The following is a 25,329-nucleotide window of genomic DNA, read 5'->3' as shown; positions in this document are numbered from 1 at the left end:
AAATGCATTCCAGTCGGTAATTTTATGCCACGCTTCCAGGCTTTTTTGACTGAAAATCTCCCGTTTTCTCACGTCTTTTCTTCCACTCATATAAAGTTGTTTTTCCGATCTTAAATCTCTTGGCAACAGTTTCTCCACTCTCTCCTTCATCCAATGCTTCCATTACCTTTTTTCTTAAGTCATAACTATATGCTACTGGCATCCTTACCTTCCACTACTATAAAACCTTATTTTCCTCGTTTGGACTATTATGAGAAGGGCTATACTGACAAAATTCATTTTTGTTGCAAATACCCTTTTATAAACCCGACTGTTTGTCTTAAACCAATTCTAAAGAAACTGACGATTATATGCACTAAAATCACAACTTTATCACTATAAATATAGTTGCCGCCCTGCATTTTTGGACAATTCTCGTACCAATTTTCTATGGCGTCATTGATATAACAAAAAATGCTTCCTCTTTCTTGGAGAAATTTGTTATATTCATTGCAGTTACTGACTCTCATTTTTTGTGGCATATTTTTTCTTCAACAGTTAAATGGCTATTTATAATGAATTTTGTCAGTAACTGCCAGTTCTTTTCACTTGAGCGATGCAACAAAGCCATCCCAGTGTCAATCACTGAAATGACACCCTTCCGGTGGGGATTGCTCTCAGACTACAATGTTCGTACAGTTGTACTGGGATTCAAGTATAAAAATATTTGGAAATTATACAATGGACAATGGATTCTAGGAGTATATGTTAAAAGTAATGTCCATAATGAAATAAGCTGGATTCCAATGTCACGTACTGGAATGACAACATATAGGTATTGGAATAACAAAAGAGGAATATTATGATTTTATATCATTTTCCTCTTTGTCCGTTTTCACGAAAAGTTAGAGCTCTTCTCAAGGAAAAAAAGCTGAGTTGTGATTTGGTATATGAAAATCCATGGGAAAAGCGGAATGAATTCATGGAGATCAATCCAATCGGACAAGTACCAGTATTAATAGATAATAACTTTGTAATAGCGGATAGTAATGCCATTTGTGAATATATAGAAGAGACTTACAATAGCGACGTCAAATTACTTGGTTCATCCACTATTATTAAGTCTAAAATACGCGCTTTAATCAATTGGTTCGATAGCAAATTTTACAATGAAGTTACTAAGTATATTATGAATGAAAAAGTAATTACTAACCGCAGCCCTGACTCTAGATTTCTTCATGCAGCTCAGAATAACCTGCCTTGCCATATGGAATACATCGAACACTTAATTAACAAGAACGTTTGGCTTGCAACTGATAAGTTCACTTTAGCCGATATTACTTTAGCATCACATATTTCTATAATAGACTACGTAAATAGTTTCCCATGGGAAAAAAGTAAGATTTTAAAAGAATGGTACTCCATTGTTAAATCAAGGTCTTGTTTTCGCGAAATATTATTAGAGAGAGTTTTTGGCTTAACTCCCCCTAGACATTACGCTGACCTTGATTTTTAACTTGCGTGAGTTTTAAAGCTACAGTCATTCCTTCGTCAGTAGGAATCAATATGGAGAAATATTTTTTTTCATCTGACAATCTATCGTTAAACTCTCTCATAGCATGCCATGACTTTTCTGATACTTCTTTTGGAGGAGATTCTAAAAATACTGTATCAAATAATAGAGTGTTATCTGCAACGATTAGCCCATCTTGTTTAATGTATGACTCTGCCCAATCTAAATACTTAGGATAACTACTTTTGTCAGCATCGATGAATATCATGTCAAATGGTGCCTTTGCTGATAATTCATTAATTTTTTCCAGTGCATCACCTTCTATTAGAGTAATTTTATCACTTAGATTAAAAGCACTAAAATTTTTTTTTGCTATTCTTGAGTGTTGAGGATTATTTTCTATTGTATATATATGACCATCTTTCGGTAAAGCTTTTACCATACAAATTGACGAATAACCATATAACGTTCTCTAATTGCACATAAGTCAACAATAATTTTTATATAAACCAAAATAACATATTTCCTACATAATCTTTAATAATTTTACATACAAGAGCAGTGTGCTTCCATGGTTCTCTCCGCGGTCTGATATGACAACAAACTTGTCAAGCCGCACTATACTTGTTAGGTGGAAGTGGACGGCAACATGTGCCCAACGAAGTCTAGGCTTCAAGGTTTTTTCTTGCTTATCCCTTCCATCGGCATTACTACCTCGAGTAAAATTATTGTTTATGCTCCTCTTAATTGTAATAACAAAATTCTGTTTTATTGATCAACATCCTGTGCATAATTACAGCCAATTTTCTTGCTACTGCTACAATTGCTTTCTTCATCCCTTTTTTCCTTGCAAGTTTTAACCCCCAGCTTTTCAACTTAAAATTTTTCTTACTAACTGTAAGTAAGACTTGTGCAGCTTCATATAACATACTTCGACATTCCATGGGCCCCATTTTTGATATACTACCATGCCGATCAATTTCTCCAGAAGCATATTGTCTTGGTGTTAACCCCATATACGCTCCAACTGTACTAGATCTTTCAAATCTATTTGGGTTATCCACTGTTGCTTTATATGTCATTGCTACTATAGTACCAACACCTGGAGCAGTAGTTAATAATTTACAATCCTCATCTTTTTTGCCTTGTTCTAAGAGCATCTTGTCAAGTTTTTCCAATGACTTCTCTATTGCCTCTAAACTACAAACTAACGCTCCAATTGAAGCCTTACTTATTTCATCCAAATCTTTAATTGCTTTTTCTATTCTTAAAGACAAGCTTTCAAATTTTGACCCTTGACCGAGCTTTATCCCGTATATTTATTGTCCCAACAATCTGCTGGTAGCTGCATGTTAACTGTCTTCTACTTCCAAGTGCTATTTTAATTTGACAAGATTCATCCGATTTTACTAGTACTTCTTTATATAGCCCAGCCCTCATCATTTGAGCTATACCTCTTGCATCATTCTTATCGTTTTTATTGATTCTTGCAGACAAAGCTGCTGCCATATGTCTTGCATCTACACAAACTACTGGCAAGCCAAAACTCCTTAATTTTTTGCACATTGATATTGAAAGTTGTCCACTTTCTACTCCTATAGTTTCGTAATTTTTGCCTTGTTCAAGCAAGTACTCTGCTATTGCCTTGCTTTCGCTTGCAACAACTCCTTCTTTAACAATCTTTCCTTTCTCATCAACGATACTAATGAAAGTTTCTTTGAGTGAGACATCTAATCCGCTATAATATTTCATGAGACTACTCCTACTGTAAAAGTTTAAATTGTTTTTGAAGAACTTATTCTACTGAATTCGTTACTTCGTGTTAAAATAATGGAGTATGTCTCTCCATCATTCAACAGCAATTACAGTATGTGCCAATTTCAACTATGCTTTTAACTTTATGGATTTTGATAAATAAATTTAATAATTTTCCTTCTTCAGGAGTGATTTGAATACGTTGTTTCTTATCAAGAGTACAATGTTCTTCTATTTTTTTATACTCTTTTGCAAATAAGCTTCTTATGTACAACGATTTTCTGCTAAAGTTATGACGCATTAAGTTTTATAATATAAACTAAGGAGGTTTAATCTATGTAAGATTTATAAATATAACAATAGAGTTAAGAATAATAAAATTTTTTATTTTAAGTTGTTATTTTATAAAGTAAAATTTTAAGTGACAAAGATTATTATATATTTTACTATGGTTAACTAGTATAATAACCAATTGTTATACTAGAATTAAGGGATCGTTTATTTACATCTCTCTTAAAATGTAATTTTTATAATCAATTAGAGAGGGTTATATGTCTTATAACATTGCTAACGAAGTTGAAACGTTAAGCAAGAAATCTAATAATAATGAAGGAGTCAAATTACTGCACAATCCAGCTTATCGCGAGAAGTACAAAGAACGCTTTAACGAAGCTCAGAAAAAAGTTATGGATATGGTCCAATTTTATGATGGAACGATAGTATTAATAGAGAATAAAATTGCTATGTATTATTATGCTTGGCACAGTAAAAAAAGAGAGTTTGAGCGTAAAAAGCAACAAACAGTATCAAAAAATACTGATTCAGCATAGGGTTTTTATATGGTAAGCTAAAGTGTTATTACTTCACTATAGCTTTTCCATATAACTCATCTATTACATTAGTGAAATATTCCAGCTCTCTATATCCTTCATGTTTGATTTTACCATTCTCTACGTATGATTTGTCACCGTTAAGCTTGATGATGAATACAGGAGTAGCTGTGATATCAAGTTTATTAATTGCAAGTGATTTATCATTTATAATTTTGTCCATCATCTTTTTATCATTAATGCATTGGTTAAATACATCTTGCTTCAAATTGCTTAGTGCAGCAATTTTTTGTAGTATAGTTAAATCACTAAAATTAGAGTAGTTCCACGAGTCTATTGCATTAAACATAGCTTTGTTAAAATTAAAATAGTCTTCTTCTTTTTCATAGCAATAACTTAGCATTGCAGCTTTTAATCCTCTGTAATCTAGGGGAAAATGACGGAATATGTATAACATCTTACCTGTATCTATGTACTTCTCTTTGATTTTAGGAAAAACTTTCTTATGAAAAAGAGAACAGTGATAACAAGTGAGCGAAGCATATTCTATCATTAAAATTGGTGCTTTTGGATCACCTAATAATTTATCATCAGGCAGTAGTGACAGTAGTTCTTTTGATGTTATTTCATCAGTTTTTTGAGTGTTGGGTAAGTTTTGTTCAATAGCTGCATAAGAACTAACACTTATAAAAATAAGTAAGAACAATAATCTAAAAATCATTACAATGGAAACACTTAACTTATTAAAGAATTTATGCATTTATATAAATAATGTCAAGATAACTTTTTCTCGGCAACACTTTCTACTCTGTCTTTAAATGCAGCAATTATTTTACTTTGTGTGTATTTATAAACTGAGTTTAATAAGGCGGAAAACAAATTGGATTTAAATTCAAACTTTATATAGAACTCTACCATAGTTTTACTTTCATCTATAGGAGTGAATTTCCATTCGTTGTATAAATGTTTAAATATTCCATTTGACGACACAGCTTTTATCCAACTTTTATTTGCTCCATTTGGAGAAAGAAAGGTCACTTCTGATGTGTAACTTCCTTTAATGCCATGAAAAGCTGCAAGGAGATCCACAATCATTTGGCTATCAGTTTTTTCTTTTATATAAACAGCTTTGCACCAAGGAACAAAATCAGGATACTTCTCAACGTCAATTACAACTTGAAATATCTCATGAGATGAACAGAAAAAAACACCTTGTTCTTTATATTGGTGTAACATAAACCTAAATAATGGAAAAGGGATCCATATCTACCGTCAGTCTTAGTAGATTCCTGAGACCTAAAGTTAAGGTGGGCATCACGTACTAATTTCAATGAAATTAACAGAGGCAATTCCCTTGATCAGAAATTATCGCTCGGGAAATTTAACTTAACTTATAACGCATAGCACAGACCCCTAAATTAATTATAGATTATTTATATAGAGTATGTCTATAGATATATTAAACTAGCGATCATTATTTTGCCTTTGTTAAATTTTGCATTTTAAGTATCATAGCTAATAAATATATCTTATGAATCTTATTAGGTTCTTAACCATTTTTATTGTAATCTCCTCAAGTGCTTACGCGAATTGTATAGGGCACAAAACTTTTGTGCTTGCCATGAAGCAGCAAGTAGACAACACGTCTATGAAAGGGAATAGAAAAAATCTAGAACATGTACAAGAAGAACTTCTGAAAATTATTCAGAATAATGTTGACCTCAAAGGAATATCTCGATTTGTCATAGGGAAATATTGGAATTTATCTACTCAGAAAGAAAAAGAAGAGTTTCTAAAAGAATATGAAGTATATCTCGCGCGCTTGTGCGCTAAAATTTTGTATAAATACATAAATAATAGTGAAATGATCATAATGAGTACAAAAGCAGTTGACGATGAAACTTGTCTGATAGGAACAAGATTTTCTTATGGTGATGAGGAATTTACAAACATTGACTTTAAAGTGACTAAAAGTGACAATTCTTTCTTAATAAACGATGTTGTAATGAGTGGGATAAGTATTGCTATTAATCAACGTTCTCAATTTAGTGAAAAAATCGACACGCACGGCATGGCAAGTGTAATAGATGAATTAAAATGTAACAATAATCTATGATATACATGCCTCATTGGCCTAAGCCGCTTGGCAGTAGACCAAAGGATTTTTCTCTTGATCGCATAAAAAGCTCTCTCAATAGATTAGGCAATCCTGAGAAAAAAATACCGCCAATAATTCACATAGCTGGCACTAATGGCAAAGGATCGACACTATCATTTATAAGATATATAATGCAAGCAGCAGGGTATAAAGTTCATACCTACACTTCTCCACATTTAGTGAATTTTAATGAGAGAATAGTTATTGCAGGCAATGATATCGATGATAGTGAATTACATAACTCACTAGAAGAATGCCGTATAGCAGTCGCAGAACAACCCATCACTCTATTTGAAGCCGCAACGACTGCAGCCTTCTTAGCTTTTTCTCGTCATAAAGCTGATATTACTTTAGTTGAAGTGGGTCTGGGTGGAAGGCTTGATGCAACAAATGTTATAGATAATCCAATTCTAACGATCATCACTTCAATTGCCCTTGACCATACAGAATATCTTGGTCCTACCGTAGAAACCATAGCAGGTGAAAAGGCCGGAATAATGAAACCTAATGTTCCTTGCGTAATAGCACCACAAGAAAAATCTATAATGAACACGCTAGAGCATCATGCAATAAATAAGAAATCTCCTCTGTATAGAGGAGGACTTGAATGGAATTGCGAAAAACAGAATAACAGAATGGTCTTTCAATCGGCTATTCAATCAATAGAATTTTCTTTGCCATCTTTAAAGGGTGAACACCAAATAATCAATGTAGGAAACGCCATTGCAGCATGTAGCATTTTGAGTGGAAAATATGGATTTGATATTGGAGAAGAGGACATTGCTTCAGGTTTACAGAGCACTTATTGGCCTGCGCGGCTAGAGTCTATAAAAGAAGGTAATTTAATTTCTTTATTACCAAAAGATTGGCAATTATTTCTAGATGGTGCACACAACAATGATGGTGCCAGAGTGTTAGCTAGGTGGGTAAAAGACAATTTTGCTGAAGGTGTTTATATGATCTTTGGTGTCACTCGTAACAGAAACGTCGCAGAGTTCTTAGAGCACTTAAAGCCATACATCAAACTACTATGCGCCGTTTGTGTTAAATCTGAACCTAAAGCAACAAGTACAGATTTAATCAGAGAAGGAGCTAATAATATAGGAGTAAATGCTATTGAATGTGAATCAATCGGTGATGCAATATCAAATCACATACTAAAAGCCTCTATTCAAAACGTCAAAACCATACTAATTTGTGGCTCGTTATTTTTAGCCAGAGATTTGAGTATGGAGAATAATCAACCTACTTGATGAGCCGAGACGTTAAAAGCACCATCAGGATTTACAATGCTGCTTGGCTTTTCGGTTGATGCTCCTATAGGTACATTTTGTTCATCACCTATTCCTTCAGTTTTTACAAGATTTACAACTTTTCTCTCGTAGATTTCACTTGCTAAGTGTAGTAATAAACTACAACCTAGTAATGCAGCAAATCCGATGAGTATTTTACTGTTTAAGTGTAATAGTCTAGACTTAATCTGACAAGCATGAATTAACTGACAGAAGAATTAACAAAGTCAAAACCAAAATCAGCATCCTGTTTAATGCTATCAATATTTTTCTGATAAGCAATATGCATACTATCAAAAAAGGTTTGCATAGGAGTCTTACCATAGCAATATTTACCTGAATGCGGTCTAGATCTATTGTAAGAATGCACCCAATGGTCTACGTCTAACTGAAGTTCTGCCAAAGAGGTGTAAATTTTCTTTCTAAAGATAATATTGTAACATTCATCTTGCATAGTTCTGTGGAACCTTTCACATATGCCATTAGTCTGTGGAGAACGAGCTTTGGTTCGAGAATGATCAATATTTTCTACCCCTAAATATAGCTGGTAAGCGTGATTTTCAGGTCTGCCACAATACTCTGTACCACGATCCGTCAAAACACGTAGCAATGATACTTTCTGTTCATCAAAGAACGGTACTACCCTATCATTAAGAAGATCTGCAGCTGTGATAGCAGTCCTTTCTGTGTAAAGCTTAGCAAAAGCAACTCTGGAATAGGTATCAACAAAGGTTTGCTGGTAAATTCGTCCAATACCTTTGATATTACCAACATAATAACTGTCTTGGCTACCTAAGTATCCTGGATGCTCTGTTTCAATTTCTCCATGGGCCTCTTTTTCTTCCTTAGCCTTTTCTAGAGCTGTTATCTGTTCTTCTGTTAAAATGATACCATCCTGAGCTACTTTTGCTTCTAATGCCTTTAACCTCTTTTTAAAATTTTCAAGATCGTTTCTTTGCCACACTGATCTTATTCCACTTGCAGAGATGAGAATTCCTCTCTTTTTCAGTTCGTTTGCTGCTCTTTCTTGTCCGTATGCTGGAAACTCTATTGCTATTTCAACTACTGCTTTTTCTATATCCTCCGACACTCTATTTGCATACAATGGCTTGCTTTTGCTTATCTCGTGTAAAGCCTCTTCTCCTCCTGTTTCATACAGTTCTTTGAAGCGGTAAATGTATCCCTTGAATATCCCATTACTTTACACGCCTGTGATACATTTCCTAATTGCTTTGCAAGTTCTAGCAATCCCAACTTTGGTTTTAGTATTTTTTCTTGTGTTGTATTCATATCTGACACTCCTTTAAAACTTGTCTATATTTTTATCTTACTTTGTTTGCTTGTCAGATCAAGTCTAGACTATTACATTTAACTGGTCACCTCCTCTGTAAACCAAGAAACATATGGCACCATGTCTGTTTACCAATAATAGCTGAAGATAAGGAGATTATTTATTCAGTTAATAATCATATTCCAGAGCATGAACAGGAAATATACTCAAGAAAAGAAGGTCAATTGTTGTATTCCCTAACTGAAGGAAAAGAAGAAATTGAGATGATAAAAGCTGAACTTGGGAGTTATGGTTTTGCTGCTCAATACCAACAAAACCCTCTACCACTTTCAAGTGCTATAATTAAACGAGAGTGGTTGAAGCGCTATAAAAATTTTCCTGATAGCCTCTTGCATGTAACACAAAGTTGGGATACTGCAATTTCAACAAACAATACAAGTGACTTTAGTGTCTGCACTACCTGGACAAAAGTAGATAATACATTCTATTTACTCGATGTATATCGCGCAAAACTTGAATATCCAAAACTTAAAGAGAAAGTTCTGTCGCTGGCTGCAAGGTGGAAGCCACACGCAATTTTAATCGAAGCAAAAGCAAGCGGTCAGCAATTGGTTCAGGAGCTCAGGAAAAACAGTGATTTACCTATTATTCAAATAGTACCACATGATGACAAATTAACTCGATTTCACCGAATTGTCCCAATTATAGAATCTGAGCGGGTTTTTCTCCCTAACCAAGCAGTATGGCTTAGCGACTTTGAGTATGAGATTTTAATGTTTCCAGAAATCCGTCACGACGATCAAGTAGACAGTACCGTGCAATATCTTCAGTGGGTGAGAAATAATATTGCTAGAGTGGTAGCTATACGTTCATTGTAGCTTGAAAAGGTTCCTCGGAATTGTGTATAATTTTTTTAACTGAGCTTATTTAACTTATCCATTTTCTGAATGATATTTTAGGGTTTATTGAAATAAATACTACGCAAAAATTCTATCTCTGGGTGCTTAGATGAATATCTTTATATTAGACGAAAATCCTGTAACTGCAGCACAAATGTTATGCGATAAGCACATAGTAAAAATGCCGCTAGAAACTGCTCAATTGCTTAGCAGTGTTTTTTCAATAGCATTAAAAGAGCCAAATCCTTTAGTCAGCATTACAAACCAGAATATAGAAGTTCCATATAAACTTACTCACAAAAACCATCCTTGTTCTTTATGGGCTAGACAATCAAAAGGAAACTTTGATTGGTTAATAAAACATGGAAAAGAATTGTGTATAGAATATAGCTTGCGATACAAAAGAACGCATAAATCCGAAGAAGTTATAGATTGGTGCGATAATAACAAGGATTTGCTAATATTTCGATCAGCTGATATACAAGCTTTACACAAGCGTTACCTGATCGATATAAATGTAATAACCCAATAGAAGCATATAGAGAATATTACCTAAAAGAAAAGATGAGATTTGCTAAGTGGGAAAAAGGTAGAGAAGCACCAGATTGGTTGCTAGACAAAATGCTATAGGTTATAAAATTATCCAAACCGATCATAAAAAAGGTAGAATTGAAGTTGCAAAAGCAATGCTGGCTGATAATGTTGATGTTTATCAAGTTTATTGATCTTTCTATTTGTGAGATTAAAGAATTCAGTAAACTGTTATTCCCAGTATATGGTAGGCTACTTGCACTATAGAGTGTCATGTACACATCTGTACTAACAAGCAGAGGTAAATCTAAGTCAGTTTAGATATAACATTTACTTTAAAACTTTATTTTACGCTGATATTCTAGCGCTTTTCTGTGGTATTTTGTTGGGGTATAATTTGCAAAACTATCTTCCTTATAGGTTAAAAAATTACACTGCTTTATATGTAACTCTATCCACTCTGCATAATCCTGATGATCAGTTGCAATAAATATTTCACCTGTGACAAGTATTTTTTTTGCTAATAAATTTAAAATTCCGTATTAATTAACCGTCTTTTGTTGTGACTTCTTTTTGGCCATGGATCTGGAAAGAGAATAAAGAATTTTTCAACACTGTGGTCAGGAAAATTGACAATTAATTCTCTTGCATCTTCTGTCCATATTAAAATATTTTTTATGCTGTGTGCTTCTATGCTTTTTAGCAAGGAAGAGACCCCCTTTAAATAAGGCTCACATCCTATAAATAATAGATCAGATTCATTGAATGCCTGATGGAGCATATTTTCACCATTACCGAAACCTATTTCTACCCGTATTCTTTTTTGTAAGTCTACGATCTTTTTTATAGATTCCTTGCTGTTTTTAATAGAATACTTCTCCAGAACATTCAACTTCAACCTAGATCTTCTGGAAAATGACCTAATCCAATTATTATTCCTAGATAACATATCTTACATAACTTAATCTTTTATAGCTTAAACAATTCTCGAAATGAATTAATGAGAATTTACTTGTCACTAATTATTAATATTATATAATGTATGAGTTCTAATGAAGTTAAAATTAAAAGGTATGGAAAGTACAGTTGCTATCAAGATGCTATCATCAAATAGGTTCATAGAAGAGATATTTCAAGATCAATTTGATAATCAAGACAATGAGTTTTGTGAAGATTCCTTTGCTAACAAAATCAAAGAAGGAGATGTGGTAGAAGGTATAATCACAAGAAGAAATTCTAATGATATTGTGGTTGATGTTGGTTTAAAGTCAGACGGAAGAATTCTGATTAAGGAGCTCAGTTGTAATGATGATATCACTGTTGGCTCGAAAATTAGAGTTTATGTTGAAAGAATTGAAGATTACCATGGTAATGTTGTTCTTAGTCGTGAGAAAGCAATTAGAGACGAAAAATGGAATAAATTGGAAGAAAGCGCAGTTACAAAAGATGAAGTAACAGGAATCATTAAACGCTCAATTAAATGCGGTTTTATTGTTGATCTTGGTGATGGAATAAGTGCGTTTTTACCGCTGAGTCATGTGGATTTGAAGCAAATAAAAGATGCTAATCACCTTATTGAAACTGAACAAAAATTCATCGTGCTTAAAATGGATAAGAAGCAGGGGAATATTGTAGTATCAAGAAAGCTGGTATTAGAGAAATTGCATGCTGGTGAAAAAATTAAGTTTTTAGAATCTTTAAATGAAGGTGATGTAGTAGAAGGCAAAATAAAAAGCATCACTCACTACGGTGCATTTGTTGGCATTCATGAATCAGATACAGTGGGAGTTATAGATGGGCTGCTACATATTACAGATATCTCTTGGAGTAATGTAAGTCATCCATCTGCAATTTTTTCTTATGGTCAGCATATAAAAACTAAAATTATAAAAATAGATAGAGAAAATGGAAAAATCTCCCTGGGTGTAAAACAATTAGGAGACAATCCTTGGCAAGATCTAGAGTCAAAATGTCCAATTAACAGCGTACACAAAGGATGTGTAACGGGTATAAAAGATTGTGGATTCATTGTTGAGATTAAACCTGGGATTGCGGGTTTGGTACACTCATCAGAAATAACTTGGAGCAAGAGTAATTTACCAATCAGTAGTTTTGTAACAATAGGACAAGAAGTGGATGTAAAAATTCTCGGTATTGACATTATTAAAAATAAGATGAGTTTAAGCACAAAAAGGTGCTTAGAGAATCCTTGGCAAGTATTTATTGATAAATATCCTCTTGGTTCTATTGTTTCTGGTAAAGTTAAAAGCAACAATGGTTCACAAATATCTGTGACTTTTGATAATTCTGAGATATCTGAGGACGTAGAAGGAACAATTTATATGCAAAATCTAAGTTGGTCGAAAAACAATTCAGATGAGATAAAAAAGTATAATGTAGGTGATGAAATAGAAGCAAAAGTGATAAGGGCTAACGTAGATCGGACAAGAATTTATCTTGGAGTAAAGCAAATAGAGTATGATCCTCTTGAAGAACTGATAGAGAAAGTTAAAGTAGGGGATAAAATTCAGGTTACTGTAAGTAAGAGAGAGGAAAATGGTCTAATCGTTGAGGTTGAGAACAATGTAACCCTTTTAGTAGATCAAGAGCATTTACCAGAAAATAAAAAGTTTTCTATATCAGAAAAAATACAAGTTGAAGTAGTAGGTGTTGAAAAATATAATATAATATTATCTGCCAAATAACTTCTTGTGCTTCATATAAATGGCAACGAAATCTGATATAATAGCAAAAGTGGCAAAAAAACACCTTTTGTTAGGTAAGGTCATTATAGCAGACATAGTTGATAGTTTCTTTCGAGTGTTTTCAAACACGTTGAAATATCATAATAGAGTTGAAATCAGGGGGTTTGGTTCTTTTTCAATTAGAAGCTATAACTTGAAAGAAGCAAGTAATTTGACGTCACAGAAGGTTGCAAAACATCAATACTTTAAAACTTATTTTCGTAGCAGTAAAAAGTTATCCCTCTTGATAAATGAATAAAAATCTATATTGTAAATTTGAAAGTTGTACAATATAGCATCATATGCAAGTAGTAGAAATAGTTATACATAATAACACATATAAAATATCTTGCGAAAGTAAAAAGAAGGACCATTTATTACAACTTGCTAATAGCTTCAACAAGCTAGTTAGCTCCATATCTCAAAGAACTGGAGGTAAGGGCTCAGATGCATTAAATTTCTTACTTGCAGCATTGACTCTCGAAGACAAAATTTTAGAATTAACAAAGCGATTAGACGAAATAAATCAAGAATGCAAAAAGTATAGGGAGGAAAAAAGAGTAGAATATGCTGAAGTATTAGATAGGGTAAACAAGATTATTGGGTGCATAAGTTATTAAAGCAAGCAATCAAATCGACTACCTCACTACTCAAATCAGGGGGGAGAAGTTTCTTACGAGTGATGTAACAATATAATTCGCAATCATCAAGATCAACTATTTTTTCGTATTCAATTAGTTCACTTAAGGAAAATTTATCAAGATATTTCAATGCAAAATGCCCTAAAAGTATATCAGTTTCTTTACAACCCCTATGCCAACTCCTATACATCAGTTTTCTTCTTAATAAGGAGATATCTATCATTGTCATTAAACTTTTTTTAATTTAAAGACTAAACTAAATACTTGTCAAGCAAGGCGCATTTTAATATACTCAACGTTTGATTAAGATTTAAAACATAGGTGGAATTAATTTCTCATCAACTTAGCGCTGGAATATATTATTTTTTATCGTTTTCTTTAATAATTTCTATCATAGTATTCGTGCATGAATGTGGGCATTATATTGTCGCTAAAGCATGCAAGGTTAAAGTTGAATCTTTTTCTATAGGCTTTGGTCCTGAAATTTTTGGTTTTAACGACAAGTCTGGAACTAGATGGAAATTAAGTGCCTTTCCATTGGGTGGCTACGTTAAAATGTTAGGGGATACTAATGCAGCAAGCGTTCCTGTTGATCAACAAAAATTAACTGAAGAAGAAAAATTATACTCATTCCATACAAAACCTCGATATCAAAAAGCAGCAATAGTTTTTGCAGGGCCTTTTGCAAACATGATATTTACCGTTATGGCTTTCACAGTATTTTTTAGCGTGGCAGGTTATTATCGTACTCCACCAGTAATTGGTAATGTAATTGAAGAAAGTGCAGCAAAGCAAGCTGGCCTATTACCAGGTGACACTATTACACAGATCAATGAGTACAAAATAAAATACTTTGAAGATATTTCACGCGTGATAATGTCCAACCCTGAAACAAGAATAGAAATTAAGTATAGAAGAAATAACGAAGAGTACAGAACTATTCTAACTCCGTTTACAGTTGAGGATAGAGATGTCTTTGGTAACATAATAGAAAGAAAAACTATAGGAATTACCTCAATTAATATGATAGGGTTAAAACAGTCATCTTTTCTTGGAGCTGCTAGCCTATCAGTGAATGAAACCTACCACACTATGTGTTTAACAATCAAAGCACTCTTTCAAATTGTTGTTGGTAAAAGGAGTATAAATGAAATAGGTGGGCCAATAAAAATTGCAAAATATTCAGGGCAATCAGCTAAAAAGGGACTTATGATGGTTCTATATTTTATGGCAATTATTTCAGCTAATTTAGCTGCAATTAACTTGCTGCCAATACCACTACTAGATGGTGGGCATTTATTTCATTATATTATAGAAGCAGTTATACGTAGAGATTTGAGTTTGAAATATCAAAAATATGCAGTCACTTTTGGTGCTACCATACTGTTTTTGTTGATGGCAGTTGCAATCACAAATGATATTAGGCATCTTTTTTAAGATACATATGAGAAAGTTATTTCACATACTAATAATAATATTTATTTCTTTTCCCACTCTACTTGTTGCTCTAGAAAATAAAGAAAAAGTACAGATAAAAAATATTAAGTATATTGGCAATGAGCGAGTAAGTGATCAAACAATAAGGTTTTATACAAAATTAGAACCAGGTAGTCATATAAATGATGATGATGTAGATTCAATTATAAAAGATTTATATAAAACAAAGTTATTTGCTAGTATTAACGCCTATATCGATGATGAAAAAAACTTAGTAGTAAAAATTCATGAGAATCCATTGATTAACAAAGTAATATTGAAAGGCAATAAGTTATTTAACAGTAAAGAGTTGCTAAATAACGTTATCCAGTCAAAATCACTAACTATTTTCACTGAAACAAAATTACAAAACGATTTAATAAATCTAGCTACTCTTTATAGGAACAGTGGTAAAATTGGTGTTAAAATTGCATATGAGCTAGATAAGCTTGGTAGCAATAGGATAAACCTAATTTTTAAGATAAAAGAAGGAAGAACGTCTAAAATTAAGGGTTTACGATTCATAGGTAATAAAAACTTTTCAGCAAATGAGCTAGAGCAAGTTATCAAAAGGCATAGCAACGATATATTTAGTAAGTTATTTAGAGCTATTTTTAAAAGCGGAACTCATTATTCACCTCAATATCTACTGATTAACACAGAACTGCTTGATCGCTTCTATTCATCTAAGGGATATATTCAAAATAATATCCAACCAATTGTTGAGGTTGATAATAACAACCAAATAGAGTTAACTTTTTTGATTGATGAAAAGCAGCAATACTTATTTGGAAATAATGAAGTTGATATTGAAACTGAGATTAAGGATTTAAGTTTAAGGGAAGAAATATTAGAATTTATCAAAGAGGAAAATAATCAAATATTTAATAGAGTTAAAATTAACAATACAGCAGAAAAAATAAGTAAACATTTAAACGAAAAAGGATATATATTTGCAAAAGTTAATCCAGAATATACACAACATAACAATATTGTGGATGTAACTTACAAAGTGCTACCAGGTAAAAAGATTTATATAAACCAAATTACTATTGATGGCAATGACCGCACTTTAGATAAAGTAATTAGAAGAAAACTTAGCATGGCAGAAGGCAACGCATATAACACATCTGAGATTCAAAAATCACGTAGAAAACTTATATATAGCGATTTTTTTGAAACAGTAAAAATAAATAGTTATATAGTGGATGAAAATGCAGTAAATCTTGATTTAAATGTCAAAGAAAAAAGAACTGCCTCGTTATCTTTAACAGGTGGCATGTCTCTTCCTGGTGGAGTATTTGTTAAAACCGATTTCACAGATCGTAATTTATTTGGTAGTGGTAAAGAGGTATCTTTTGCTCTTGAAAAAAGTCAATATGTTCTTTCTACTAGTATAGACGCTGTTGAAAATAATTTTAACGATTCTGATACGTCATTAGGCGTAGGTATATTTTATGAAAAACAAGATAAGCCAAACACCACTTTTGATACTTGTGACTGGGGAGGAACAGTAAAATTATCTTATAAAATTTTAGAAAATCTAACCAACTCTATTCGCTATTCTTATAAATATAACCATATACATATGGACAATAAGAGTGGAAAAGATGAGGATATCTCTGAGATAATAAGAGATCAAGAAGGTGAGTATCAGGTTTCATCAGTGGGATATACGTTATCATACAATAAACTGGATAACCTCTATACTCCTAAAGAGGGATATTTATTGCGCTTAAATCAGGATATTTCAGGATTGGGAGGAAATGTAAATTTCCTAAAATCTGAGTTTTTGTCTTTTTATACACGCCCTATACTAAGCAAAATTGATGATGATATAACATTGCGCTTTAAAATAGCAGCAGGTCATATTTTCTCTTATACCGATAAAGAGCTAAATATTGGCCAGCACTTTTTTAAAGGTGGTAATGAAATTAGAGGATTTGACCTTTCCGGCATTGGACCAAGAGCAGAAGACAAAAATAAAAGCTCATTGGGAGGCAAAACTTATTTTAATTTAACACAGCAAGTAGATTTTCCACTATCTAAATTATACGACTATGCTGGTATCAAAGGCTCACTATTTGTTGACTACGCAACACTTTTTGGTTTAGATGAAAAGGAGATATATAGTGGAAAATATTACGATAGTAAGCTTATAAGAGTATCACCAGGTTTTGGCTTTTCAATGCCCTCTCCTTTTGGTAGACTTAGATTAGATTTTGGGTTTCCTTTAGTAAAGGAAACTTATGATATAATACCATCACCAAACGTTAAAATTTCTATTGAAGCGGGGATTTGAATGAAATATATACAGTTATTTACATCAGTCATTGCCTTAATTGTTTCCTTATTTGTAGGGTATAAGTTTGTAGGGTATCAACCTCAGAGCGCGATTAATACAAAGTCTGCCATTATTGATAGTGACAAAGTTATCAACGAATCTCTGGCTCTGCAAAATATACAACAACAAATAAAGGAGCAGAATTCTAGATTACAGCAAGAATTTGAAAATGAGTTAGAAAAATTTAAGCCATCGAAAGAAGAATTTGACCTTTTGTCAGAAGAAGCAAAAAAAGAAAAGACGGAACAATTTAGTAAGTACACTGTAAGCGTTAGGGATAATTACGCTAAGAAAATGTCAAATTTAGAAGAAAACTATAGAGAAGCAGTAGAAAGTGTCTTTAACAAAATAAAAGAAGTGGCTAAAAGAACGGCAGAAAAAAACAATGTAGATTTAGTACTATTTATTTCAAAAAAGAACCAAGTTCTATACTCTATGGATGAGGTTGATTTATCAGATGTGGTATTAAAAAATGTAAATAAGGAAATACCTGAATTTGCTTTGCAAAGCATTGAGTAGGCTTATGCAATTTAATATCAGTGATATTATAAAAATACTACCACATTCTTATCCTTTTCTCTTAGTAGATAGGGTTATAGAATGCGAACCTGGTAAAAGTATAAAAGCAATCAAAAATGTGACTTTCAACGAGCCATTTTTTATTGGTCATTTTCCTGGCCATCCGATAATGCCAGGAGTTTTGATAATTGAGTCTTTAGCTCAGGCATCTGCTATATGTGTCCTCGGTAAAGAAACAATAGAAAATAAAGTTGTTTACTTTATGTCTATTGAAAACGCAAAATTCAGAAGACCAGTTATTCCAGGGGACACGTTGGTTCTTCAATCCAATATAAAAAGTGCGTGTTTGGGTGCATGCAAATTTGAGTGTGTTGCATATGTTGGGAAAGAAAAAGCTGCAGAAGCAACAATCTTAGCAAGACTGCAAGACAAATAAAATCTTCATCTGTAAGAAACAGTATGTACACTGTATAGTATAACAATGCAACTGAATTTCAAAATCTCATTTTCAAACTTATACACTTGTAGTGGATTAATAAAATTAGATGAGACGTTTTTAGATTATATAAAATCGTGCGATGAAAGCTTGTTTTGTTCATTAATTGAAGCAAGAGAAAAAGCAGCTTCTTCTTTGATGTCATCCCAGTGCTTGACACTGGGATCCATAGAACAACCAATGTTGGCCACTCAAATGACAGATAGTCAGTTAATAATAGACCTCTCATATTTACTTGATGAATTTATTGCAAAACTTTTTAATATTGGAAAAGAAGCGGGGGAGCTAAAGAAAAAGCACAACGACTTTGCTGCAATATATAAGTGTAAAAGGTTATTTGTTCAACGCTATGCATTAAAGAAGTACACTGATATAGCAGATATAGATATTGATTATGTTACCAGCAAATTAAATCGCTTTCTTGCCCTACCAACAACAGAAAAAAATTTTGCTGAGCAGGTGATGCGTTGGTTGGAAAATAAAGAGGATCACAAAGAAGAAATAGAACTTGCAGCGCAATATGCAGCGTGGAGAGTAAAAAATAAACAGAGTATACTTTTTAGTATTCACAGAAAAATTGATCACGAAAATCTCGTATCGTTCTTCAAAAAAGAAGTAGACGAAGTTGAGGTATTGTATTCAAGCAAAACAAAAAGACGACATGGTTTTGATCTGACAAGTGAAAAGGTGAGTTTGAATAAAGCATTGGATAATGCTCATTACTGCATATTTTGTCATAAGCAAAATAAGGACAGTTGTTCAAGGGGGCTAAGTAATAACGACAATAACTTTAAACAGTCCCCACTCAAAGTTGAATTGCACGGCTGTCCACTAGAACAGAAAATATCAGAAATGAATCTGGTGAAAAGCGAAGGGTACAGCATAGCAAGCCTTGCAATTGTGGTAATAGATAACCCATTATGTGCAGCTACTGGGAAAAGAATATGCAATGATTGCATGAACTCATGCATATATCAGAAACAAGAGCCTGTAAATGTGCCAATGATTGAAACAAGGATTCTAGATGATGTGCTTAGTTTACCGTATGGATTTGAAATATATTCTCTGCTTAGCCGTTGGAATCCTTTAAATTTTCAGCGTCCATTGCCAAAAGGAAACACAGGAAAAAGCGTCCTAGTTGTAGGGCTTGGTCCTGCGGGTTTTAATTTAGCTCATCATTTATTAAACGATGGGCATAACGTTATCGCCATTGATGGACTAAAGATTGAACCTTTGATCGATAATTTTCAGCTAATTAAAGATTTCGAGCATGAAAAACTAAGTGAACGCACAGCTGGTGGATTTGGTGGAGTAGCAGAGTATGGCATAACCTCTAGATGGAACAAAAACTATCTAAAAATCATTAGACTTTTGCTGGAAAGACGTGAGAATTTCGCACTTTATGGAGGTATTCGTTTTGGTGGCACGATTAATGTTGATGACGCGTTCAACTCGGGTTTTGATCACATCGCCCTAGCACTTGGCTCTGGCAAGCCACGAATGATCAAAATAAAGAATATACTAGCTCGTGGAGTGCGTATGGCATCTGACTTTCTTATGTCGTTACAACTGACTGGCGCTCTTAAATTTGATTCTATAGCAAGTCTGCAAGTTCGTATGCCGATAGTTGTAATAGGGGCTGGGCTTACTGCGATTGACACTGCCACTGAAGCTTTAGCGTATTATCCAATTCAAGTAGAAAAATTTCTTCTTCGTTATGAAATATTGGTTGATAAGTACGGAAAAGACTGTGTTGAAAAAGATTGGACAGAAGAAGAGCGCGAAATTGCGAATGAGCTCATATCGCACGCAAAGTTGATCCAAGCAGAGCAAGAATTAGCAAAAAAAGAAAGTAGAGAAATAAAAATATTAGAGTTAATGCAGAGTCTTGGGGGAGTGAAAGTTGTATATAGAAAAGAGCTGAAAGACTCGCCAAGTTATCGATTAAATAGCGAAGAGGTGCAAAACGCATTATCAGAAGGGATTTACTTTATTGAAAACTTAGAGCCAGTTGAAGTTGTGACAGATAAATATAACCATGCTGAGTCAATAAAACTGATAGACACAAAATCCGGCGAAATCAAACGTATAAAAGCACGTTCTATTTTTATAGCAGCAGGTACTGAGCCAAATACAGTTATTGCAACAGAAGATAAAAAGCATTTTAAATTAAGTAATGGGTATTTTACTCATTTGAATTCATCAGGAAAAGAAATAGACCCAATATTTTCTCCTAAAATGCAAAATAAAGATAGAATATTAGTGTATAAGCAAGGCAATAAAACAATCAGCTTTTTTGGTGATCTTCACCCTTCGTATAGCGGCAGCGTCGTGAAAGCTATGGCAAGTGCTAAGAACGGCTACCCTATTATTTCTCAGCTTTTGAGTGGAGTGATCCAAACAGCTAATCAGCCAGCGTCACGCGCTGGAGTGACGCTGTTCCGTCAAGCTAACAAAGAATTCTTTAATAGAATCAAAGAGCAATTCACTGCAAAGGTTATAAAAGTTCAATATTTAACAGACAAAGTTGTGGAAATAGTGATCAAAGCACCACTTGCGGCAAAAAATTTTAAACCCGGACAATTCTTTAGGTTGCAAAATTTTGCAACCAATAGCAGAAAGGCCAATAATACAAACCTTGCTATGGAAGGTATAGCCGTAACCGGCACTGAAGTAGACAAAAAAAAAGGATTTATTTCCACTATTGTGCTTGAAACTGGCGGTTCCACTAATTTATGTAAATGTTTTAAAGAAGGTGAACAAGTAATTCTTATGGGTCCAACTGGCAGCCCTACTGAGATTGGTTAAACCTACTTTGTACTAATTATACCATAATGTATATTATTTATTAATAAATCTATACTATAATAATAATTTTTATTAAGGTAGTATTATGACACATAAGTTAAGATTCACACTTCCAAAAGAAAGCTACTCTATAGATATAGGACCATGTTCTGCAAAAAGTAGAAAGTGTAAGGAGTTTATAGCAAAAAACGAAGACGTAGGTATGAAATTTCTTATTTCTACTAAAGATGATACTGGCAAAACAGGAAAAATGTCCCTTTGTAAAGATAATAACGGTCAAGATGAGTGTGCAAAATCCTACACAGTTCAATTTCCAGTAATTTATAATGATCTTTTTAATGATAGCTTTAGCTACGTAAGTGTTCTTTTGGATCATGATAAAGGACATTTAACTAGGATGCGCAATGAATTCGATAAATATAATATTGATTACACAGTTATGGATGACGGTAAAACACAGAATGTGCTGTCAGAGGATTTTATGATCTAATTTTCATTATACAGCTACTAAAGAGCTTTCTTGATTCCAGTGTCCGCTACTCGAATGCCGTCATTACAGTACTTGATACGGGGATCTATAGCTAAAACAATTTAAGATTCCGCTACGTGTTAGCGGAATCTATGCTGAGACACCGCGGCGGTATCTAAAAAAAGCGTTAAAGACTAGATTAGCAAAGAATTCTTTAATAGAATCAAATATTGCGAAGAGCATAAAAGTCGAATGAGTGCATTGAAAACTGGCAGCTCCATTAGATTTATGCAAATACTTAAAACAAAGAAAGTAAATCACTCTCAACTAGCAGACTTACTGAAGTTCTGGATATTGAATTGATGCCAAATTTTATTTCAAAAAGTAAATAATTTACTAACGCTCGTGCACAAATTAACAATAAATTATGCACGAGTGTAGCACTGTGAATTAGGAGTGCTATATTAAAGCTTACCTCACTATTAAAGCTATCGGTCAGATTAGATTCAAAACCTAATCTGACCGGTTTCTCTATAACCTTCTAAACCCTGATATAATTATATGGTAATTAACTTAACTAGTGGTTAATATGCAATTGATTTTATTTGTATGTTGAGGTAGCATAAACCATACTGTTTTACATCATTGTGCAACTTTATAAATTTTTATTGCTATTTCTATTGACTACATTAATAGTGATAGTCCTAATATTACCTGAAAATTTAGGTACTACACTGAATTGCTCTCATCCAGTTCTAAATTTTGATTTATCTTTTCGTATCGTACTAATATCTTTTTTATCAGTTGCATTTTTAGCTGTTCTACCAACACAAAATTTGACTTTTTCAGAGATGCTATCTTTTTTTGCTTATACTACCTGCTCACTCTGTGCAATTTTATCCAAGCAGATAATGTTGGTTATAATATTCTTTGAATTAATGACCATCAGTGCATTTTTTATTATCGCAGCTAGCTGTAGAGATAGTGGATCTGCAATAAGGTACGCTTGTGTACACTTTTTGGTTGGAGTTATATTGACAGCAGGATTGGCACTTCAAAGCACTAACCTGATAATTTTGGGTTTATTGATAAACTGCGCTTGTTTTCCTTTTTCGTTTTGGGTTGTTGATGCATATCCTGCTGCATCACTACATGGCACTACATATCTCTCTTTATTTACCACTAAAGTCTCTTTTTTAGTGATGCTTTTACACACTTACACCCTATGGCAAGATTGTACTGAAATATTAGCACTTGTAGGCGCCATCACTGTAATTTACAGCATTATATTTGCTTCTCTTGAGCAAAATATTCGCAGATTTTTATGCTATAACGTTGTAGGACAAATGGGCTTGCTGATTATTGCAGGAAGTTTGCTCAGTCCTTCGGAAAAAGCAATACCAATTTTGATACTGCATATAATCTTCTCTCTTGTTTATCAATCATTATTGTTTGTGGTCAGTAATTCGATTATTTTACAAACAAAAACAATTAGTTTTAATGGAGTGGGTAAACTGATGTCAGTGGAAGGCATGTGTGCTATAATCGCAATACTTACAATGGCTGCATTTCCTGGAACCGTTGGATTTATCAGTAAATCATATATCACAGCTGAAATTGAAATGAACACTGTTGCCTTAAAAGGGTATAAAAATTTATATAAGCTTCTAAATTTGCTGCTTCATTTAAGCGTGGGGCTAAAGTTTCTTTATTACTTATTTATTGCAAAAAGTAAGTCAAAACCTTTAGCAGAGAGGGGAGGCAAAATGACTATGATTATTTTAGCATTTATATGCGTAATCGCTGGCAATCCTTACTTACCTATTTACAATAAACCTTCGATTTTCGATTTTGTGTACAACACAAAAAATGTTTTGTCGCAATTTAATTTATTACTATGTACCACTTTATTGTTTATTCCTTTACGCAAGTTATTTTACCCGAGAGTAAATTTTAAAATGGATGTTGATTGGATTTTTAGAGTTTTCATATCCTATATTGTCTTGTTGTTCAATCAATTGGTCTTTAAAGTGAGAGAAATGTCTGCCAACGTACTGCAAAACTTGACTAATTCACTTACTAATTTATACTTTAATAATATTACTAAACTTAAAGAAGTGCTAAGTTATAACTCAGTAAGTTTTGTTTCAGCTTCTTCTCTCTTTTTAATGAGTATTCTACTAATGCTATTATGTTTAAATCGTTAACTGAAAGTTTAAATTCTGTATTTAGTAAACTGAGAGGAAAGTCGATCATTTCTGAAGATGATTTTAATCTTGCCATGCGTGAAATACGTATAGCTTTAATTGAAGCTGACGTTTCACTTGAAGTTGCAAAAAAATTCATCAACGACATTAAAGATAAAGTGATTGGGGAAAAAGTCATAAAAAGTGTTTCTCCAGCACAAATGATAATTAAAATTGTGCAGGATAATTTGGTTGCAGTTCTCGGATCAGAGAAAAGTGACTTAAATCTAGCAGTTAAACCCCCTGCTGTGATTATGATGGCGGGCTTACAAGGTGCAGGTAAAACAACTACCTCAGGAAAGCTTGCTTTAAAGCTAAAAAAGCAAAAGAAAAAAGTGATGCTTGCCTCTTTAGACATTTATAGGCCGGCTGCCCAGAAACAACTTGAGGTGCTGGGTAAACAGATAGACGTACAAACTTTATCTATAGTAATAAATGAGGAGCCTATTGCAATTACAAAAAGGGCACTGGCAGCAGCAAAGAACGATAATTATGATGTATTAATACTAGACACCGCAGGCAGGCTTCATATTGACAATAATATGATGAATGAGTTGAAAGCCGTAAAGGAAATAGCTTCACCTGCAGAAGTTATTTTAGTAGCCGACGCAATGATAGGCCAGGATGCGGTCAACATTGCCAAATCATTCAATGAGGTAATAGGTGTAACCGGCATTATTCTCACCCGTGTTGATGGTGATGCACGTGGTGGTGCTGCTCTTTCTATGAAAATGATCACCGATTGTCCAATTAAATTTATTGCTTGTGGTGAAAAATTAAGTGACCTCGATGATTTTTATCCCGATAGAATTGCAAAAAGGATACTTAGCATGGGTGATGTTGTATCATTGGTTGAAAAAGCTGCTGAGATTGTTGGTCAGGAAGAAATTGATAAGTTACAAAAGAAAGTAAAAAAGGGTAAATTCGACCTAAACGACCTAGTGGGAATGTTAAAAACTCTGAGTAAAATGGATGGCATTAGCAACATAATGAAATTCATCCCTAGTTCATTCACAAAAAAGCTAAGTAGCAGTGTGCCAGACGACAATAAAGTGAAAAAATATATAGCCATCATAAACTCAATGACCGAAAAAGAAAGGCAAAATCCAGATATTTTAAATGGCAAAAGAAGACTTAGAATTTCTAAGGGGTCCGGAACAAGTGTAACTGACGTTAATCTTCTAATTAAGCAGTATAATCAAATGAGCTCTATGGTGAATAAATTCAGTAAAGTTGATCATAATAAACTCAAAGAATCTGATTTAATGGATATGCTGAGCAGAAAATAAATCAGCAGGTAGTAGAATGAAATAAAATCATCAGTTGTAATTGCTGTTG

At 33.3% G+C, this 25,329-nt stretch carries 20 protein-coding genes, 1 other RNA gene and 8 pseudogenes; 17 read left to right on the top strand and 12 right to left on the bottom strand.

The window, feature by feature from the left end; all coding sequences use genetic code 11:
* Positions 1 to 28: 28 nt before the first annotated feature.
* Positions 29 to 202: pseudogene (locus tag OUY_RS03100) on the bottom strand (IS630 transposase-related protein); the annotation flags it as partial.
* A 79-nt stretch (positions 203 to 281) separates the two neighbouring features.
* A pseudogene (locus OUY_RS03095) lies at positions 282 to 521 on the bottom strand (transposase); the annotation flags it as partial.
* 320 nt (positions 522 to 841) lie between these two features.
* Here OUY_RS03095 and OUY_RS03085 point away from each other — a divergent pair.
* Positions 842 to 1,495 carry a glutathione S-transferase family protein gene (locus OUY_RS03085; RefSeq protein WP_139686657.1) on the top strand — a complete coding sequence of 218 codons (654 nt, stop codon included), beginning with the start codon at positions 842 to 844 and terminating at the stop codon, positions 1,493 to 1,495.
* Here OUY_RS03085 and OUY_RS03080 read toward each other — a convergent pair.
* The 4 genes and pseudogenes from OUY_RS03080 to OUY_RS03065 form a co-directional block, all read right to left on the bottom strand.
* Positions 1,467 to 1,961: pseudogene (locus OUY_RS03080) on the bottom strand (O-methyltransferase); the annotation flags it as partial. The gene OUY_RS03085 and the pseudogene OUY_RS03080 sit on opposite strands and share 29 nt — an antisense overlap.
* A 274-nt stretch (positions 1,962 to 2,235) precedes the next feature.
* A complete protein-coding gene (locus OUY_RS03075; RefSeq protein WP_139686363.1) occupies positions 2,236 to 2,769 on the bottom strand; it encodes a transposase in 534 nt (177 codons plus the stop codon).
* A 4-nt stretch (positions 2,770 to 2,773) separates the two neighbouring features.
* The gene (locus OUY_RS03070) at positions 2,774 to 3,244 is read right to left on the bottom strand and encodes an IS110 family transposase (protein ID WP_139686362.1); all 471 of its coding nucleotides are present in this window, start codon (positions 3,242 to 3,244) and stop codon (positions 2,774 to 2,776) included.
* Positions 3,245 to 3,347: 103 nt separating this feature from the next.
* Positions 3,348 to 3,548: pseudogene (locus OUY_RS03065) on the bottom strand (O-methyltransferase); the annotation flags it as partial.
* A gap of 250 nt (positions 3,549 to 3,798) precedes the next feature.
* Between OUY_RS03065 and OUY_RS03060 the strand changes: the two are divergent.
* Positions 3,799 to 4,077, top strand: a complete 279-nt coding sequence (locus tag OUY_RS03060; RefSeq protein ID WP_010403908.1) for a DUF2671 domain-containing protein — start codon at positions 3,799 to 3,801, stop codon at positions 4,075 to 4,077.
* 28 nt (positions 4,078 to 4,105) lie between these two features.
* On the opposite strand, the gene OUY_RS03055 is transcribed toward OUY_RS03060, so the two are convergent.
* The 3 genes from OUY_RS03055 to ssrS all read right to left on the bottom strand — a co-directional run bounded on the left by OUY_RS03055 (position 4,106) and on the right by ssrS (position 5,492).
* Positions 4,106 to 4,798 (bottom strand): thioredoxin domain-containing protein, encoded by a 693-nt coding sequence (locus tag OUY_RS03055; RefSeq protein WP_179949521.1) that lies wholly within the window; start codon positions 4,796 to 4,798, stop codon positions 4,106 to 4,108.
* Positions 4,799 to 4,851: 53 nt separating this feature from the next.
* Positions 4,852 to 5,313: a type II toxin-antitoxin system RatA family toxin gene (locus OUY_RS03050; RefSeq protein WP_006013504.1), complete on the bottom strand. Its 462-nt coding sequence runs from the start codon at positions 5,311 to 5,313 to the stop codon at positions 4,852 to 4,854.
* 17 nt (positions 5,314 to 5,330) lie between these two features.
* Positions 5,331 to 5,492, bottom strand: a non-coding RNA gene (ssrS, locus tag OUY_RS03045) — 6S RNA.
* Between the two features lie 116 nt (positions 5,493 to 5,608).
* Here ssrS and OUY_RS03040 point away from each other — a divergent pair.
* Together OUY_RS03040 and OUY_RS03035 are read left to right on the top strand one after the other, a co-directional pair.
* The gene (locus tag OUY_RS03040; protein ID WP_179949520.1) at positions 5,609 to 6,193 is read left to right on the top strand and encodes an MlaC/ttg2D family ABC transporter substrate-binding protein; all 585 of its coding nucleotides are present in this window, start codon (positions 5,609 to 5,611) and stop codon (positions 6,191 to 6,193) included.
* A complete protein-coding gene (locus OUY_RS03035) occupies positions 6,190 to 7,488 on the top strand; it encodes a bifunctional folylpolyglutamate synthase/dihydrofolate synthase (RefSeq protein ID WP_139686655.1) in 1,299 nt (432 codons plus the stop codon). Before OUY_RS03040 ends, OUY_RS03035 begins: the two co-directional genes overlap by 4 nt.
* A gap of 241 nt (positions 7,489 to 7,729) precedes the next feature.
* On the opposite strand, the pseudogene OUY_RS03025 reads toward OUY_RS03035, so the two are convergent.
* Positions 7,730 to 8,817, bottom strand: a pseudogene (locus OUY_RS03025) (IS481 family transposase).
* A 78-nt stretch (positions 8,818 to 8,895) separates the two neighbouring features.
* Here OUY_RS03025 and terL point away from each other — a divergent pair.
* Positions 8,896 to 9,696 (top strand): annotated as a pseudogene (terL, locus tag OUY_RS03020) (phage terminase large subunit); the annotation flags it as partial.
* A gap of 130 nt (positions 9,697 to 9,826) precedes the next feature.
* Positions 9,827 to 10,347 (top strand): annotated as a pseudogene (locus tag OUY_RS03015) (pyrimidine dimer DNA glycosylase/endonuclease V).
* A gap of 236 nt (positions 10,348 to 10,583) precedes the next feature.
* Here the strand turns inward: OUY_RS03015 and trmB are convergent.
* Positions 10,584 to 11,197: pseudogene (gene trmB / locus OUY_RS03010) on the bottom strand (tRNA (guanosine(46)-N7)-methyltransferase TrmB).
* A gap of 103 nt (positions 11,198 to 11,300) precedes the next feature.
* Between trmB and OUY_RS03005 the strand changes: the two are divergent.
* From OUY_RS03005 to OUY_RS02995, 3 genes are read left to right on the top strand one after another with little or no spacing between them, the layout of a single operon-like run.
* Positions 11,301 to 12,953 (top strand): 30S ribosomal protein S1, encoded by a 1,653-nt coding sequence (locus OUY_RS03005; RefSeq protein ID WP_139686654.1) that lies wholly within the window; start codon positions 11,301 to 11,303, stop codon positions 12,951 to 12,953.
* A gap of 19 nt (positions 12,954 to 12,972) precedes the next feature.
* Positions 12,973 to 13,251 (top strand): HU family DNA-binding protein, encoded by a 279-nt coding sequence (locus tag OUY_RS03000; RefSeq protein ID WP_139686653.1) that lies wholly within the window; start codon positions 12,973 to 12,975, stop codon positions 13,249 to 13,251.
* 43 nt (positions 13,252 to 13,294) lie between these two features.
* Positions 13,295 to 13,612, top strand: a complete 318-nt coding sequence (locus OUY_RS02995; RefSeq protein WP_139686652.1) for a cell division protein ZapA — start codon at positions 13,295 to 13,297, stop codon at positions 13,610 to 13,612.
* On the opposite strand, the gene OUY_RS02990 is transcribed toward OUY_RS02995, so the two are convergent.
* A complete protein-coding gene (locus OUY_RS02990; protein ID WP_139686659.1) occupies positions 13,590 to 13,856 on the bottom strand; it encodes a succinate dehydrogenase assembly factor 2 in 267 nt (88 codons plus the stop codon). The genes OUY_RS02995 and OUY_RS02990 overlap by 23 nt on opposite strands.
* 98 nt (positions 13,857 to 13,954) lie before the next feature.
* Between OUY_RS02990 and rseP the strand changes: the two genes are divergently transcribed.
* From rseP to ffh, 8 genes are all read left to right on the top strand, one after another.
* Positions 13,955 to 15,070: an RIP metalloprotease RseP gene (gene rseP / locus OUY_RS02985; RefSeq protein WP_139686651.1), complete on the top strand. Its 1,116-nt coding sequence runs from the start codon at positions 13,955 to 13,957 to the stop codon at positions 15,068 to 15,070.
* A 7-nt stretch (positions 15,071 to 15,077) separates the two neighbouring features.
* Positions 15,078 to 17,411 (top strand): outer membrane protein assembly factor BamA, encoded by a 2,334-nt coding sequence (gene bamA / locus OUY_RS02980; protein WP_139686650.1) that lies wholly within the window; start codon positions 15,078 to 15,080, stop codon positions 17,409 to 17,411.
* Entirely contained in the window at positions 17,412 to 17,972 is a 561-nt protein-coding gene (locus OUY_RS02975; protein ID WP_139686649.1) for an OmpH family outer membrane protein, read from the top strand. It abuts the gene before it with no gap.
* A gap of 4 nt (positions 17,973 to 17,976) precedes the next feature.
* The gene (gene fabZ, locus OUY_RS02970) at positions 17,977 to 18,408 is read left to right on the top strand and encodes a 3-hydroxyacyl-ACP dehydratase FabZ (RefSeq protein ID WP_139686648.1); all 432 of its coding nucleotides are present in this window, start codon (positions 17,977 to 17,979) and stop codon (positions 18,406 to 18,408) included.
* Between the two features lie 45 nt (positions 18,409 to 18,453).
* A complete protein-coding gene (locus tag OUY_RS02965; RefSeq protein ID WP_139686647.1) occupies positions 18,454 to 21,276 on the top strand; it encodes an FAD-dependent oxidoreductase in 2,823 nt (940 codons plus the stop codon).
* 85 nt (positions 21,277 to 21,361) lie between these two features.
* Complete coding sequence (locus OUY_RS02960; RefSeq protein WP_139686646.1) at positions 21,362 to 21,766, top strand: hypothetical protein; 405 nt, start codon at positions 21,362 to 21,364, stop codon at positions 21,764 to 21,766.
* Positions 21,767 to 22,392: 626 nt separating this feature from the next.
* On the top strand, positions 22,393 to 23,952 hold the full coding sequence (locus OUY_RS02955; protein WP_029237670.1) for a proton-conducting transporter transmembrane domain-containing protein: 1,560 nt from the start codon (positions 22,393 to 22,395) through the stop codon (positions 23,950 to 23,952).
* On the top strand, positions 23,937 to 25,280 hold the full coding sequence (gene ffh, locus OUY_RS02950) for a signal recognition particle protein (protein WP_139686645.1): 1,344 nt from the start codon (positions 23,937 to 23,939) through the stop codon (positions 25,278 to 25,280). The genes OUY_RS02955 and ffh overlap by 16 nt, the downstream gene beginning before the upstream one ends.
* Positions 25,281 to 25,329 lie beyond the last annotated feature (49 nt).

The organism is Wolbachia endosymbiont of Leptopilina clavipes (assembly GCF_006334525.1).
Taxonomy (GTDB): Bacteria; Pseudomonadota; Alphaproteobacteria; order Rickettsiales; family Anaplasmataceae; genus Wolbachia.
The sequence above is the reverse complement of the archived record's forward strand: the minus strand, read 5'-3'. Positions and strand labels throughout refer to the sequence as shown.